The following is a 14,155-nucleotide window of genomic DNA, read 5'->3' on the forward strand; positions in this document are numbered from 1 at the left end:
AGAGTCAACCCTTAATTCAGGATTTTCTCTTCAATCTTCACCGCTGTTTGCCGTGACGTCTGTCACAAGCGCCGTGTCGATGGAGGCGCATTATAGGGAGTTCTCCGCGGCCTGCAATAGAAAGATTGCATAAAAATGACTGACTGCTGCATTCCCCAGCAAAACCCCTATTTATACCCATTTATGCACCGGGTTATCCACAAACCAGCGGGCTTAGCGGCGGATCGCCCCCGCCCCAGGGGCCATTTCTTTCCTATTACGCCCCCGAAAATCGGCATAACTAACCGCGGATTATCGATAAATGAGAAAAAGAAAAATTCGCGAGCGTTGCGCAAACGTTTTCGTTACAATGCGCCCAGTGACAAGGATGCCCCCTCTGGGGCGTTAGCTGAGGTCTTACCGTAAATACCGGCCTCACCCGCCGTAAGATCTCTGCTAACGCTCTTTATATGTAATATTCCAATCCCGGGGATTTAATACCATGCAACAACGTCGTCCAGTCCGCCGCGCGCTGCTCAGTGTTTCTGACAAAGCCGGTATCGTCGAATTTGCTCAGGCTCTCTCCCAACGCGGCGTTGAGCTGCTCTCCACCGGTGGTACTGCCCACCTGCTGGCAGACGCTGGCCTGCCGGTTACCGAAGTGTCTGATTACACCGGCTTCCCGGAAATGATGGATGGACGCGTCAAAACCCTGCACCCGAAAGTGCATGGCGGCATTCTGGGCCGCCGTGGCCAGGATGATGGCATCATGGCGCAGCACGACATCGCCCCAATTGATATGGTGGTGGTTAACCTCTACCCCTTCGCCCAGACCGTTGCCCGCCCGGGCTGCTCTCTGGAAGATGCGGTAGAAAATATCGATATCGGCGGGCCGACCATGGTGCGCTCCGCCGCCAAGAACCATAAAGATGTCGCCATCGTAGTAAAAAGCAGTGACTACAGCGCCATTATTAAAGAGATGGATGCCAACGACGGTTCCCTGACCCTGGAAACCCGTTTTGACCTCGCCATCAAAGCCTTCGAACATACCGCAGCCTACGACAGCATGATCGCCAACTACTTTGGCCGTATGGTGCCGCCGTATCACGGCGATACCAGCGATGTCTCGGGCTACTTCCCGCGCACCCTGAACCTGAACTTTATTAAGAAGCAGGATATGCGCTACGGCGAGAACGGCCACCAGCAGGCCGCCTTCTATATAGAAGAACAGGTTCAGGAAGCCTCTGTTGCCACCGCCGAGCAGTTACAGGGCAAAGCGCTCTCCTATAACAACATCGCCGACACCGACGCAGCACTGGAGTGTGTCAAAGCGTTTGAGCAGCCCGCCTGTGTGATAGTCAAGCACGCCAACCCGTGCGGCGTCGCCGTGGATGGGTCAATCCTTGATGCCTATAACCGCGCCTATCAGACCGATCCCACCTCAGCCTTCGGCGGCATTATTGCCTTTAACCGTGAGCTGGATGCCGAAACCGCCCAGGCGATTGTCTCCCGGCAATTTGTGGAAGTGATCATCGCCCCGTCAGTCAGCGAAGAGGCGCTGAAAATAACCGCCGCCAAACAGAACGTACGCGTCCTGCGCTGCGGCGCATGGCAGCAGCCTGTGCCTGGCCTGGATTTTAAACGGGTGAACGGCGGCCTGCTGGTCCAGGAACGTGACCTTGGCATGGTGGGCGCAGATGAGCTGCGTGTGGTAACCAAACGCCAGCCGACTGAACAAGAGCTGCGTGATGCGCTGTTCTGCTGGAAAGTCGCGAAGTTCGTGAAGTCCAACGCTATCGTCTATGCCAAAGAGAACATGACCATCGGCATTGGCGCCGGCCAGATGAGCCGCGTCTACTCGGCGAAAATTGCCGGGATCAAAGCAGCAGATGAAGGGCTGGAAGTAAAAGGTTCAGCCATGGCATCGGATGCGTTCTTCCCGTTCCGCGACGGTATTGATGCCGCCGCCGGCGTCGGGGTGACCTGTATTATCCAGCCGGGCGGATCTATCCGTGATGAAGAGGTCATTGCCGCTGCCGACGAACACGGCATTGCCATGATCTTCACTAATATGCGCCACTTCCGTCATTAATCAGGGAGCGACACCATGAAAGTACTCGTTATTGGTAACGGCGGGCGTGAACATGCCCTGGGCTGGAAAGCCGCCCAGTCCCCACTGGTTGAGACAGTATTTGTCGCACCGGGCAATGCCGGTACCGCACTGGAACCCGCGCTCCAGAATGTGGACATCAGCCCAACGGATATTCCGGCGCTGTTGCGCTTTGCCCAGCGTGAGAAAGTAGACCTGACGATTGTCGGCCCAGAAGCCCCGCTGGTGATTGGCGTGGTGGATGCCTTCCGGGCGGCGGGCCTGACCATCTTCGGGCCAACCCAGGGCGCCGCCCAGCTGGAAGGCTCTAAAGCGTTTACCAAAGACTTTCTTGCCCGCCATCACATCCCGACGGCGGAGTACCAGAACTTCACCGAGGTTGAGCCAGCCCTGGCTTACCTGCGTGACAAAGGCGCGCCGATCGTTATCAAAGCCGACGGCCTGGCCGCCGGGAAGGGGGTTATCGTTGCCATGACCCTCGCCGAGGCCGAAGCCGCCGTCCAGGATATGCTGGCGGGTAACGCATTTGGCGATGCGGGCCACCGCATTGTGATTGAAGAATTCCTCGATGGCGAAGAAGCCAGCTTTATCGTCATGGTGGACGGTGAGCACGTGCTGCCAATGGCCACCAGCCAGGATCATAAGCGGGTGGGTGATGGTGACACCGGCCCAAATACCGGCGGTATGGGGGCTTACTCCCCGGCGCCGGTGGTCACTGATGAGATCCACCAGCGCACCATGGAACGGATTATCTGGCCAACCGTGCGCGGCATGGCGGCAGAAGGGAATACCTATACGGGCTTCCTGTATGCCGGCTTGATGATCGACAAACAAGGCAACCCGAAAGTGATTGAGTTTAACTGCCGGTTTGGCGATCCGGAAACCCAGCCTATCATGCTGCGCATGAAGTCTGATCTGGTGGCGCTGTGCCTGGCCGCCTGTGACGGTAAGCTGGATACCCAAACCTCTGAGTGGGATCCGCGTGCATCCTTAGGCGTGGTAATGGCCGCTGGCGGTTACCCCGGGGATTATCGCAAAGGTGATGTGATCCACGGCCTGCCCACTGGGGAAGCTGCAGATAGCAAAGTCTTCCACGCGGGAACGGTGCTGTCCGGGGAGCAACAGGTGCTGACCAACGGCGGCCGGGTGCTCTGTGTGACGGCGCTGGGTAATAGTGTTGAGCAAGCGCAGCAGCGCGCTTATCAGCTGTTATCACAGATCGACTGGGAAGGCGGCTTCTGCCGTAAAGATATTGGTTACCGGGCCATTGCCAGAGAGCAACAGGCAGACTGAGCCGTGTAGTCGCGCTATAGCCGCCTGCGGGCGGCTTTTTTATTGCGGCAGTCCAGGGCAATCAGAAGGTTGATGCATCAGGATTCCAGCGGCAGAAGTCCTCATTGGCCACCAGCAATAACTGCGCCCCTTCCGGTGCTTCCAGCCAGGCAATATCCACCGCCACCGCAGAGTGGCTTTGTCGCTGGCGAATATAATCAATCGCCGCGTTCTCCAGTGCAGGCTCTGCGGTTTTGCCATCGCAGGTTACGACCTTACCATCCGGCTGCCAGCGCCCCTGATACAGGTTAACGCGGCCGCTACGCAAAGCATCGCTGGTCTGTTTAAGCTGTGTCGCCCGGTACTGGTAAAGGGCTATCTGGTCACTGGAGAGCTGCTGCTTGTTATTGTCGACTTCGTGCTGCATAAAGCTCAGGCCGCCTTTTTCATCAAAGCGCACCTTCACGTGCTCCTGGGGCTTACTGAATTCAGTCAGTTCGATAGACGCCAGCCGGTCATCCTGCCAGCGGTACTCGCGGGTTGCGGTCGCGCCTTTGCCCCACGGGCTCACAACGGCGAGGATATGGACACTGCCCTGGGCTTCGTCTTTACGCCAGATACGTACCACACCGTCATCAGCGGTATAACCACTGGCGGTAAAAGGGGGAATAGCAGACTTGCTGCTGCAAGCCTGTAATAACAGCGCGCTGGCCAGTAACGTGGCGTTACGCCAGTTAAACATAGGCCGCTCAGGCTTATGCCAATTAAACAAAAGGGGCTTTACCGCCCCTCTGTCAACACGCTTCACTGTTTCGCCGTGGCTTACTTAACAGCGTCTTTCAGTGCTTTACCAGAAACAAATGCCGGCACGTTAGCTGCGGCGATTTTGATTTCATTACCGGTCTGCGGGTTGCGGCCAGTACGCTCAGCACGGTGGTTCACCTTGAAGGTACCGAAGCCTACCAGTTGAACTGCATCACCTTCTTTCAGAGACTCAGTAATCGCTGCCAGAGTGGATTCCAGCGCGGCTTTCGCTTGCGCTTTAGACAGGTCAGCCTTGTCAGCAATTACATCAATCAGTTGAGTCTTATTCATAAGTTATCCTTACAATGTGTTTATCGCTTGCTAAGCATCGAGTGCGACGGAAATGCCTGAATAGCACTCTCCTGCATACACGCACCGATAGCCACTTTTTTTCGCCCCACAAATGTAGACCAGACGGGGGGTTAATTGGAAGCCTTCAGGCATGACAAAACAGGCAGTAAGTCACGTTTTGTTGTCCTATTGCTGCAAATTTATACCGATATTGCTACTACCGGCCTCGCGCAGGTCTGCACGCAGCCCTTTAATCAGCTCAATGTCCCGCTCTTCACAGGCCGCCAGCAGGCGGAAAATCTCCCACTGGATGTCCCATTCCTGTTCTACGGCAGGGTTAAGTTTGAGCTCTTCCTCGGTCATTTCCCGTCCGGCCTGAGTCATTTCCAGCATCGCGACAGTGGTAATTGATGTTTTACTGACGTCGATGGCGTGCTCGGTGGTTTCACCACTCAGCAGGGAGTGCAGCAATTCGCTTAAGGCCACACAGGCATCAATGGCAGGCCAGACACCGTAGATATCATAGTCATCACCGACCGGAATCGCTTCTTCCAGCTTCTCCAGCTGGCTGTCGAAATTCACTTTGGCGTCTTTGACGGTTAACGTCTCCCACACCAGATCGAGAATACGGCGGTAGATCTGCCCGTCACCAAACGCCGTTTGCTGGCAAAACATGGCATAGTTCGGATACATGCGTTCACACAGGCTGGCCATAAAGGTGACATGCTGCCAGCTTTCCAGCTTCTCAAGGCGCAAATGAATTGGGTTCTGTAACATTAAACCATCTCGTAAAGGCGATAATGCTGGCAGTGTACAGCAATCATTGGTGGATTTCCTGCCAGCGCAAAAATGCCGGTTTCCGTGACGCTACCGCATCCGCCCAGCGGGTCGGCTCCGGCAGGCGATACCCCGCCATACAGCGCTGTACCCAACTGAGCGCTGTATCGGCGCTTATCCGGTGCCCCGTGGAGACAAACAGCGGATTACAGCGCGCTTTACTGCGCCATACCCACCCCAGGGGCTGGTCCTTATCCACCAAAGGCGCCAGGGCGCCCGGGGAATCGGAAGGCAACGTATAGCGCCCGCACAGGCGCTTCTTCGCCACCCCGATGGTCGGCACGTCAATCATCAATCCAAAGTGGCTGGCCACCCCCAGGCGGCGCGGGTGGGCAATACCGTGGCCATCCACCAGCAACAGATCCGGTTTATGCGCCAGTTGCTGCCAGGCCACCGCCAGGGCCGGGGTCTCCCGGAAAGAGAGAAACCCCGGAATATAGGGCATCACCGTTGGGATTCTGGCAACCTGATACTCCACCAGGTTCAGGGAGGGCCACGCCAGGACCACCAGCGCGGCCCGGGTGATAGTTCCCTCGTCTTCGAAACCGACATCGGCACCGCCGATCCAGCGTGGCGGATCCGCGATAAACCGATCCTCCACGATCACCTGTTGCGCCAGATCCAACTGCTGCGCGCGCAGCGCGGCAAGATCCATAGCCGACTCCTTAACGGTGGTAAGGCACCGACAGGCGGTGCACCGCATCAACAAAGGCACCAGGATGCTCAGGCGGGATATCCTGGTGAATACCGTGGCCGAGGTTGAACACGTGCCCTTCCCCGTGGCCAAATCCTGCCAGAATAGCAGCCACTTCCTGCTCAATACGCGCCGCGGGCGCATACAGAACGGAAGGGTCCATATTGCCCTGCAGGGCGACTTTATCCCCTACCCGGCGGCGGGCATCGGCAATATCAGTGCTCCAGTCAAGCCCCAGTGCATCGCACCCGGTAGCCGCCATTGCCTCCAGCCACTGGCCGCCGCCTTTGGTAAAGAGGGTCACCGGCACCCGGCGTCCGTCATTTTCCCGCAGCAGGCCATCAACAATCTTATGCATATAGTCGAGGGAGAACTGCTGATAATCCTGGCCGGTCAGCACACCACCCCATGTGTCAAAAATCATCACTGACTGGGCGCCCGCGCGGATCTGCGCATTGAGGTACAAGATAACGCTCTGGGCGAGTTTCTCCAGCAAGGCATGCAGGGTCTGCGGCTCGGTGTACATCATTTTTTTGATCACCGTGAAGGCTTTACTGCCGCTGCCTTCCACCATATAAGTGGCCAGGGTCCAGGGGCTCCCGGAGAAGCCAATCAACGGCACGTCACCTTTCAGCTCACGGCGGATGGTGCGAACGGCATCCATCACATAGCGCAGCTCATCTTCCGGATCCGGCACCGGGATGCGATCCACATCCGCTTTACAGGTTACCGGCCGGGCAAAGCGCGGGCCTTCGCCAGCACCAAAGCTCAGCCCGAGGCCCATCGCATCCGGGATAGTAAGAATATCGGAGAATAAAATCGCCGCATCCAGCGGGTAACGGCGCAATGGCTGCAGTGTCACCTCGCAGGCCAGCTCGGCATTACGGCACAGGGACATAAAATCCCCGGCTTCGGCGCGAGTAGCTTTATATTCCGGTAAATAGCGCCCCGCCTGGCGCATCATCCATACTGGCGTCATATCTACTGGCTGGCGCAGCAAGGCGCGCAGGTAACGATCGTTTTTAAGTTCGGTCATTCATCCATTTCCTGTCTCAACGGGGACGTCAGTGTAACATGTCATTCACAACCGGCCCGACACCGGGCGACAGTATCTTCAATTAACCGCCGCGCCACGGTGCCCACAGCAGGCAGCAAGGGTAACTGGTCATAACGATACCAGCCGGCGTCCAGTAACTCCTTACGATCAATGGCTATCTCTCCCCCGGCGTACTCCGCCGTAAAGGCCATCATCAGGGATTGTGGGAAGGGCCAGGGCTGGGAGCTGACATAACGCAGGTTTTTCACCCTGATGCTGCTCTCTTCCATCACCTCTCTGGCAACCGCCTGCTCCAGGGTTTCGCCAACCTCCACAAACCCCGCCAGTACGGTATATACCCCGTTACGATGGCGGGTATGCTGGGCCAGTAAAATCGTGTCGTCCCGGCGAATGGCAACGATAATACAGGGGGCTATCTGCGGGTAATAGCGCTCCCGGCAGTGATTGCACAGCATCGCCCATTCGGTCTTACTGGGATGCATCTCGTGGCCACAGTAGCCGCAGTATTGATGGGAGCGGTAAAACTCTGCCAGCTGTACCCCCCGGCCCGCCAATTGGAACAGCCCGGGCTCCTGGTCAATAAGCTGGCGTACTGAGCCCATCTCTCCGGGTTGCGACTGGCAAACCAGCCAGACCGGTTCCCCCTGCCACTCACCAATCTGACGGGCAAAAACCCCCGCCAGCCCCCAGTCTGCGGCGGTGCCGTAGGGCAGCCCCCCTGCCGGGAGCCATAATTTATGGCCGTGGCTGACTATCCACCAACCGTGATCTAATTTTTCAGTTATGCGATCTGCTAACACTTGCGCTACCCCAGCTTCACTGGCACTCTCGTATTCACATTTTACTTACATTTTTACTAACAGTGCGGCTTACCTTAGAGACGGAGTCAAACATGTTAAACCGGCTAAAAAACCTGACTGAACGCGTTGACGGCAGTAATGAGCTCGTTGGCCAATGGCTGCTGGACAGAAAGCACCTGTTAGTTGCCTGGTATAACCTGGTGGGCCTGAAACCGGCCAGGAATTCACTGGCGGCTATCGACGAAACCGCCCTGGATGCCTTTTGCCAGGGACTGGTGGACTATCTGTCCGCCGGTCATTTCCATATTTATGCGCGTATTATCCGGGAAATGAAAGGAAATGACGCGCAGTTGGCCGCCACGCAGCTGTGTCCACTGCTGGAAGCCAACACCCAGCATATTATGGCCTACTACGATCTTCACCTGGAAAGTGCCCTGGATCATGACGATTTTGCGGAATTTCAGCAGGCGCTATCCGGGCTGGGGGAAGCGATGGAGTCGCGTTTTGCCCTGGAAGATCGCTTGATTCTCATCGCCCTCGGCATTGAGCAAGACAGCAGTGCCAACGATGATAATCAATTGTCCCATCCTGCTTGAGTTTCTGTGTATTAACGAGTAGTTTACAACTTTGCCCCCGCAGTAAGCGGGGATGTATCTTGTCGGAGTGCCCAGTGTTAACCCTGCCGGTTAACCCACGGGCTGAGACCGTTAATTCGGGATCCGCGGAACCTGATCAGGTTAAAACCTGCGAAGGGAACAAGAGTAAATACCGTTTTGCCTGGTATCGCTGTGGGGTTTTCCCCCGGCATATCCCCGATGATCCGCCAGGTTGAATTACTCCTTCCGTCGTTCTGACAAGCCATATTCTGCGTATAAACCGGAAATGTGCTATGTCCAACACCACAGAAAAACCCAGCCGCCGCGAGCAACGCGCCGCCGCCCAGCATTTTATTGATACCCTCGAAGGCACCCATTACCCGAACTCACGGCGTATTTACCTCACCGGTAGCCGGGATGACATTCGTGTGCCGATGCGCGAGATCCAGCTCAGCCCAACCCTGCTCGGCGGCGATCCTGCCTCCCCACAATACGAAGAGAACGAGGCTATCCCGGTGTATGACACCTCCGGTCCCTACGGCGATCCGGCAATCGGGGTGAATGTCCGTGAAGGCCTGGCGAAACTGCGCCAGCCGTGGATCCAGCAACGTGATGATACTGAGCCGCTGGCGAGCCGCAGTTCCGCCTGGAGCCGCCAGCGCCTGGCGGACGACGGTTTTGATGAATTGCGCTTTCAAGCCCTGCCCCAGCCCAAACGCGCCCGGCCGGGAAAATGCGTAACCCAGCTCCACTATGCCCGCCAGGGAATTGTGACCCCGGAAATGGAGTTTATCGCCATCCGTGAAAACATGGGCCGGGAACGCATCCGTGGCGAGGTATTACGCCACCAGCACCCGGGCCAGGGGTTTGGTGCCCGGCTACCGGAAAATATCACGGCGGAATTTGTGCGGGATGAAGTCGCCGCCGGGCGCGCCATTATTCCCGCCAATATTAACCACCCGGAATCGGAACCGATGATCATCGGGCGCAACTTTCTGGTGAAGGTCAACGCCAATATCGGCAACTCGGCGGTGACCTCTTCCATTGAAGAAGAAGTTGAGAAACTGGTGTGGTCTACCCGCTGGGGGGCCGATACGGTGATGGATCTCTCCACCGGGCGTTATATCCATGAGACACGGGAGTGGATCCTGCGTAACAGCCCGGTCCCTATTGGTACTGTGCCTATCTACCAGGCGCTGGAGAAGGTTAACGGTGTCGCGGAGGATCTCAACTGGGCGATGTTCCGCGATACGCTGCTGGAACAGGCGGAACAGGGGGTGGATTACTTTACGATTCACGCCGGAGTGCTGCTGCGCTACGTACCGATGATGGCGAAACGCCTGACCGGGATCGTGTCGCGCGGCGGGTCGATCATGGCCAAGTGGTGCCTGTCCCACCACCAGGAAAACTTCCTCTACCAGCACTTCCGGGAGATCTGCGCTATCTGCGCCGCCTACGATGTGGCCCTCTCCCTCGGTGACGGGCTGCGGCCAGGATCGATTCAGGATGCCAACGATGAAGCGCAATTCGCCGAGTTACATACCCTCGGCGAGCTGACCAAAATCGCCTGGGAGTATGATGTTCAGGTGATGATCGAAGGCCCGGGCCATGTGCCGATGCATATGATCCAGCGCAATATGACCGAAGAGCTGGATCACTGCCACGCCGCGCCGTTTTACACCCTCGGCCCACTCACCACGGATATCGCCCCGGGTTATGATCATTTTACCTCCGGGATCGGCGCCGCGATGATCGGCTGGTTCGGCTGCGCCATGCTGTGCTATGTCACCCCGAAGGAACACCTCGGCCTGCCGAACAAAGAAGATGTCCGCCAGGGGCTGATTACCTACAAAATTGCCGCCCACGCGGCGGATCTGGCCAAGGGGCACCCCGGGGCGCAGATCCGCGATAACGCCATGTCTAAGGCGCGTTTTGAATTCCGCTGGGAAGACCAATTTAATCTCGCGCTGGACCCGTTTACCGCCCGGGCATATCACGATGAAACACTGCCCCAGGAATCCGGCAAAGTGGCCCACTTTTGTTCGATGTGCGGCCCCAAATTCTGTTCAATGAAAATCAGCCAGGAAGTGCGCGACTACGCGGCCCGCCAGCAGATTGATGCCGGTATGGCGGATATGTCGCAGTCCTTCCGGGCGAAAGGCGGAGAGATCTACCTCCGCCAGGAGGAAATATAATGCTGTACCAACCTGATTTTCCCGCAATGCCCCAGCACCTGGGCCTCTACCCGGTGGTTGACTCGGTAGAGTGGATTGCCCGCCTGCTGGATGCCGGTGTGCGTACTATCCAGCTGCGCATTAAAGACAAGCAGGACCATGAGGTCGAGGCCGATGTGATAGCGGCTATCGCCCTGGGCAAGCGCTATAACGCCCGGCTGTTTATTAACGATTACTGGCAGCTGGCCATCGCGCATCGCGCTTATGGGGTCCATCTGGGTCAGGAAGATCTGGAAACCACCGATCTGGACGCCATCCGTCAGGCCGGGTTGCGGCTGGGGGTTTCGACCCATGACGATATGGAAATCGACGTCGCGCTGGCGGCAAAACCGTCGTATATCGCCCTCGGCCATGTGTTCCCTACCCAAACCAAACAGATGCCTTCTGCCCCCCAGGGGCTGGCACAGCTGGCAGCGCATATCCAGCGCCTGGGAGCATATCCGACCGTGGCCATTGGCGGCATCAGCATTGACCGGGCACAAGCGGTAATGGACACCGGCGTCGGCAGTATTGCCGTGGTCAGCGCCATTACCCAGGCGCCGGACTGGCGCCAGGCCACGGCGCAATTACTGGACATCGCAGGAGCCGGGGATGAATGACGCGGATTTTATGCGTTATAGCCGCCAGCTATTGCTGGAGGATGTCGCCCTGGAGGGCCAGCAAAAGCTGCTGGCCAGCCGGGTACTGATTATCGGCCTCGGTGGGCTGGGATCGCCGGCGGCACTTTACCTGGCCGGGGCCGGTGTCGGCCATCTGGTCCTGGCCGATGACGACACGGTGCACATCAGCAACCTCCAGCGCCAGATCCTGTTCAGTTCCCATGATCTTGAACAACCCAAGGCGGAGGTGGCTAAACGCCAGCTGGCGCGGATCAACCCGTCCATCCGCGTGGATGCCCTCCCGCAGCGGTTATCCGGTAACTCCTTGCGCCAGGCGGTAGCCCAGGCGGATCTGGTGCTCGACTGCACCGACAATATGGCCAGCCGCCAGGCAATCAACACCGCCTGTGTCACCCAGGATACCCCGCTTATCAGCGCCAGCGCTGTGGGGTTCGGCGGCCAGTTGATGGTGCTGACCCCCCCGTGGAGCAACGGCTGTTATCGCTGCCTGTGGCCGGAGGACGATGAACCGGCCCGCAATTGCCGCACCGCCGGTGTCCTTGGCCCGGTGGTCGGCGTAATGGGCACTTTACAAGCCCTGGAGGCGCTGAAACTGCTCTGCGGCATGCCGGTGGCCAGTGGCCACTTGCAGCTGTTTGATGCCCGCCAGCACCAGTGGCGTTCCCTGGAGTTACGCCGTGCGCCAGATTGCCCGGTTTGCGGAGAGCACCATGCAGATTCAGTTTAACGACCAGACAGTCCAATGCCCGGACGGCTGCAGCGTCAGCGACTTACTGGCACAACTGGATATCCGCCAGTCAGGCTGCGCCCTGGCCATTAATCAAACCATTATTCCCCGGGGGCAGTGGCAGCAGCATCCCCTGCACGACGGGGATCAGATCCTGCTCTTCCAGGCTATCGCCGGGGGTTAATATGTTACAGATTGCTGATAAAACGTTCTCGTCGCCGCTGTTCACCGGCACCGGCAAATTTGCCTCACCGGATGTGATGACCGCGGCGATCACCGCCTCCGGCTCACAACTGGTTACCCTGGCCATGAAACGCCTGGATTTGCAGGGCCAGCGCGATGATATCCTCACCCCGCTCCGGGCCCTGGGCATTAGCCTGCTGCCCAATACGTCTGGGGCAAAAACCGCTGAAGAGGCGATTTTTGCCGCCCAGCTGGCCCGGGAAGCGCTGGGCACCCACTGGGTAAAACTGGAAATCCACCCGGATGCCCGCTATTTACTGCCGGACCCCATCGAAACCCTGAAAGCGGCGGACGCCCTGGTGAAGCAGGGCTTTGTGGTCCTGCCGTACTGCGGTGCCGATCCGGTGCTGTGTAAACGGCTGGAAGAAGCCGGATGCGCCGCCGTGATGCCCCTCGGGGCGCCGATTGGCTCTAATCAGGGCCTGCAAACCCGCGCCATGCTGGAGATTATTATTGAGCAAGCCCGGGTACCGGTGGTGGTGGATGCCGGGATCGGCGTGCCGCACCACGCCTGTGAAGCGCTGGAGATGGGGGCCGATGCGGTGCTGGTGAATACCGCTATCGCCGTGGCGGATGACCCGGTACAAATGGCCCGGGCATTCCGCCTCGCCGTAGAGGCCGGGCAAATTGCCGCCCAGTCTGGCCCCGGTAAACGCCATATCTATGCCCAGGCCACCAGCCCGCTGACAGGCTTTCTGGAGCAATGCTAATGGAAACCTTTACCCAACGCTGGCGGCAACTGGATCACGACGATATCCGGCTGCGGATTAACAGCAAGACCCCGCGCGATGTAGAGGCCGCCCTCGCCGCCCGCCGTCCCGATCGGGAGGATATGCTGGCCCTGTTATCCCCGGCAGCGGCCGGGTACCTGGAGCCCATGGCGCAAAAAGCCCATGCCCTGACCCGCCAGCGCTTTGGCAACACCGTCAGTTTTTATGTGCCGCTGTACCTTTCCAACCTGTGCGCCAATGACTGCACCTACTGCGGCTTTTCGATGAGTAACCATCTGAAGCGCAAAACCCTTGATGAAGACGAAATCGCCCGGGAGTGTGCCGCCATCCGGGCCCTGGGTTTTAGTCATCTGTTACTGGTCACCGGTGAGCACCAGACCAAAGTGGGCATGGATTACTTCCGCCGCCACCTGCCCTATATCCGCAGCCAGTTCAGTTCCCTGCAAATGGAAGTGCAGCCCCTGGCCGAAGAAGAGTACGCCGAGCTGAAAAATCTCGGCCTTGATGGGGTGATGGTCTATCAGGAGACCTATCATGAGGCCACCTATGCCCGCCACCATCTACGCGGTAAGAAACAGGACTTCTTCTGGCGGCTGGAAACCCCGGACCGTCTGGGGCGGGCGGGCATTGATCGCATCGGCCTTGGGGCACTGATTGGCTTGTCAGACAGCTGGCGGGTGGACTGCTATATGGTGGCGGAGCACCTGTTGTGGCTACAACAACACTACTGGCAGAGCCGCTATTCGGTGTCGTTCCCGCGCCTGCGTCCCTGTGCGGGCGGTGTTCAGCCCGCCTCCCTGATGGACGAGCGCCAGTTATTACAGGTGATTTGTGCCTTTCGCATTATGTCGCCTGATGTGGAGTTGTCTCTCTCAACCCGAGAGTCACCGTGGTTCCGCGATCACGTGGTGCCGCTGGTGATTAACCACGTTAGCGCGTTCTCCCGCACCCAACCCGGTGGCTATGCCGATGGCGATAAACCGGAGCTGGAGCAGTTTGCCCCCCATGATGGCCGTACGCCGGATGAAGTGGCGCAGATGCTGGTTGCCGCCGGACTCCAGCCAGTATGGAAGGACTGGGACGGTTACCTGGGGCGACCGGCACGCTAATCTGTCGCGATGCGTTAACTGAATTGCAGATATAAAAAAACCCGCCGAAGC

General features: G+C 58.1%; 15 protein-coding genes and 1 riboswitch. Of the genes, 9 read left to right on the plus strand and 6 right to left on the minus strand.

The features are described from left to right. The first annotated feature begins 481 nt into the window (after nt 1–481). Both purH and purD read left to right on the plus strand, forming a co-directional pair. A complete protein-coding gene (gene purH, locus F9C28_RS15810; RefSeq protein WP_199016304.1) occupies nt 482–2,071 on the plus strand; it encodes a bifunctional phosphoribosylaminoimidazolecarboxamide formyltransferase/IMP cyclohydrolase in 1,590 nt (529 codons plus the stop codon). A 15-nt stretch (nt 2,072–2,086) separates the two neighbouring features. After that, on the plus strand, nt 2,087–3,382 hold the full coding sequence (gene purD / locus F9C28_RS15815; RefSeq protein ID WP_199016305.1) for a phosphoribosylamine--glycine ligase: 1,296 nt from the start codon (nt 2,087–2,089) through the stop codon (nt 3,380–3,382). Between the two features lie 61 nt (nt 3,383–3,443). On the opposite strand, the gene F9C28_RS15820 is transcribed toward purD, so the two are convergent. The 6 genes from F9C28_RS15820 to nudC all read right to left on the minus strand — a co-directional run bounded on the left by F9C28_RS15820 (nt 3,444) and on the right by nudC (nt 7,844). Further along, nucleotides 3,444–4,169 carry a DUF1481 domain-containing protein gene (locus tag F9C28_RS15820; RefSeq protein WP_408641530.1) on the minus strand — a complete coding sequence of 242 codons (726 nt, stop codon included), beginning with the start codon at nt 4,167–4,169 and terminating at the stop codon, nt 3,444–3,446. Between the two features lie 14 nt (nt 4,170–4,183). Next, nucleotides 4,184–4,456 carry a nucleoid-associated protein HU-alpha gene (gene hupA, locus F9C28_RS15825; protein ID WP_004097675.1) on the minus strand — a complete coding sequence of 91 codons (273 nt, stop codon included), beginning with the start codon at nt 4,454–4,456 and terminating at the stop codon, nt 4,184–4,186. Nucleotides 4,457–4,642: 186 nt separating this feature from the next. Next, on the minus strand, nt 4,643–5,233 hold the full coding sequence (locus F9C28_RS15830; RefSeq protein WP_199016307.1) for a YjaG family protein: 591 nt from the start codon (nt 5,231–5,233) through the stop codon (nt 4,643–4,645). A gap of 43 nt (nt 5,234–5,276) precedes the next feature. Next, on the minus strand, nt 5,277–5,948 hold the full coding sequence (gene nfi, locus F9C28_RS15835) for a deoxyribonuclease V (RefSeq protein ID WP_199016308.1): 672 nt from the start codon (nt 5,946–5,948) through the stop codon (nt 5,277–5,279). A gap of 10 nt (nt 5,949–5,958) precedes the next feature. Further along, nucleotides 5,959–7,023 (minus strand): uroporphyrinogen decarboxylase, encoded by a 1,065-nt coding sequence (gene hemE, locus F9C28_RS15840; protein WP_199016309.1) that lies wholly within the window; start codon nt 7,021–7,023, stop codon nt 5,959–5,961. 41 nt (nt 7,024–7,064) lie between these two features. Continuing rightward, entirely contained in the window at nt 7,065–7,844 is a 780-nt protein-coding gene (nudC, locus tag F9C28_RS15845) for an NAD(+) diphosphatase (protein WP_199016310.1), read from the minus strand. Nucleotides 7,845–7,936: 92 nt separating this feature from the next. Here nudC and rsd point away from each other — a divergent pair, with 92 nt between their 5' ends. From rsd to thiH, 7 genes are all read left to right on the plus strand, one after another. After that, nucleotides 7,937–8,440, plus strand: a complete 504-nt coding sequence (rsd, locus tag F9C28_RS15850) for a sigma D regulator (RefSeq protein ID WP_199016311.1) — start codon at nt 7,937–7,939, stop codon at nt 8,438–8,440. A 53-nt stretch (nt 8,441–8,493) separates the two neighbouring features. Next, a riboswitch (TPP riboswitch) is annotated at nt 8,494–8,616 on the plus strand. Between the two features lie 117 nt (nt 8,617–8,733). After that, complete coding sequence (thiC, locus tag F9C28_RS15855; RefSeq protein ID WP_199016312.1) at nt 8,734–10,635, plus strand: phosphomethylpyrimidine synthase ThiC; 1,902 nt, start codon at nt 8,734–8,736, stop codon at nt 10,633–10,635. A gap of 2 nt (nt 10,636–10,637) precedes the next feature. After that, nucleotides 10,638–11,273, plus strand: a complete 636-nt coding sequence (thiE, locus tag F9C28_RS15860) for a thiamine phosphate synthase (RefSeq protein ID WP_199016327.1) — start codon at nt 10,638–10,640, stop codon at nt 11,271–11,273. Further along, complete coding sequence (locus F9C28_RS15865) at nt 11,266–12,021, plus strand: HesA/MoeB/ThiF family protein (protein ID WP_199016313.1); 756 nt, start codon at nt 11,266–11,268, stop codon at nt 12,019–12,021. Before thiE ends, F9C28_RS15865 begins: the two co-directional genes overlap by 8 nt. Beyond that, entirely contained in the window at nt 12,005–12,205 is a 201-nt protein-coding gene (gene thiS, locus F9C28_RS15870; protein WP_199016314.1) for a sulfur carrier protein ThiS, read from the plus strand. The genes F9C28_RS15865 and thiS overlap by 17 nt, the downstream gene beginning before the upstream one ends. A gap of 1 nt (nt 12,206) precedes the next feature. Further along, entirely contained in the window at nt 12,207–12,974 is a 768-nt protein-coding gene (gene thiG, locus F9C28_RS15875) for a thiazole synthase (protein ID WP_199016315.1), read from the plus strand. After that, nucleotides 12,974–14,104 (plus strand): 2-iminoacetate synthase ThiH, encoded by a 1,131-nt coding sequence (gene thiH / locus F9C28_RS15880; protein WP_199016316.1) that lies wholly within the window; start codon nt 12,974–12,976, stop codon nt 14,102–14,104. The genes thiG and thiH overlap by 1 nt, the downstream gene beginning before the upstream one ends. The last annotated feature ends 51 nt before the right edge of the window (nt 14,105–14,155 follow it).

Source organism: Shimwellia pseudoproteus, from assembly GCF_016415625.1.
Lineage (GTDB): Bacteria > Pseudomonadota > Gammaproteobacteria > Enterobacterales > Enterobacteriaceae > Shimwellia > Shimwellia pseudoproteus.

Excerpts from the sequence above, each read along its gene's own strand:
- purH (WP_199016304.1), top strand. The coding sequence starts at position 482 with ATGCAACAACGTCGTCCAGTCCGCCGCGCGCTGCTCAGTGTTTCTGAC.
- purD (WP_199016305.1), top strand. The coding sequence starts at position 2,087 with ATGAAAGTACTCGTTATTGGTAACGGCGGGCGTGAACATGCCCTGGGC.
- hupA (WP_004097675.1), bottom strand. The coding sequence starts at position 4,456 with ATGAATAAGACTCAACTGATTGATGTAATTGCTGACAAGGCTGACCTG.
- F9C28_RS15830 (WP_199016307.1), bottom strand. The coding sequence starts at position 5,233 with ATGTTACAGAACCCAATTCATTTGCGCCTTGAGAAGCTGGAAAGCTGG.
- nfi (WP_199016308.1), bottom strand. The coding sequence starts at position 5,948 with ATGGATCTTGCCGCGCTGCGCGCGCAGCAGTTGGATCTGGCGCAACAG.
- hemE (WP_199016309.1), bottom strand. The coding sequence starts at position 7,023 with ATGACCGAACTTAAAAACGATCGTTACCTGCGCGCCTTGCTGCGCCAG.
- rsd (WP_199016311.1), top strand. The coding sequence starts at position 7,937 with ATGTTAAACCGGCTAAAAAACCTGACTGAACGCGTTGACGGCAGTAAT.
- thiC (WP_199016312.1), top strand. The coding sequence starts at position 8,734 with ATGTCCAACACCACAGAAAAACCCAGCCGCCGCGAGCAACGCGCCGCC.
- F9C28_RS15865 (WP_199016313.1), top strand. The coding sequence starts at position 11,266 with ATGAATGACGCGGATTTTATGCGTTATAGCCGCCAGCTATTGCTGGAG.
- thiS (WP_199016314.1), top strand. The coding sequence starts at position 12,005 with ATGCAGATTCAGTTTAACGACCAGACAGTCCAATGCCCGGACGGCTGC.
- thiG (WP_199016315.1), top strand. The coding sequence starts at position 12,207 with ATGTTACAGATTGCTGATAAAACGTTCTCGTCGCCGCTGTTCACCGGC.
- thiH (WP_199016316.1), top strand. The coding sequence starts at position 12,974 with ATGGAAACCTTTACCCAACGCTGGCGGCAACTGGATCACGACGATATC.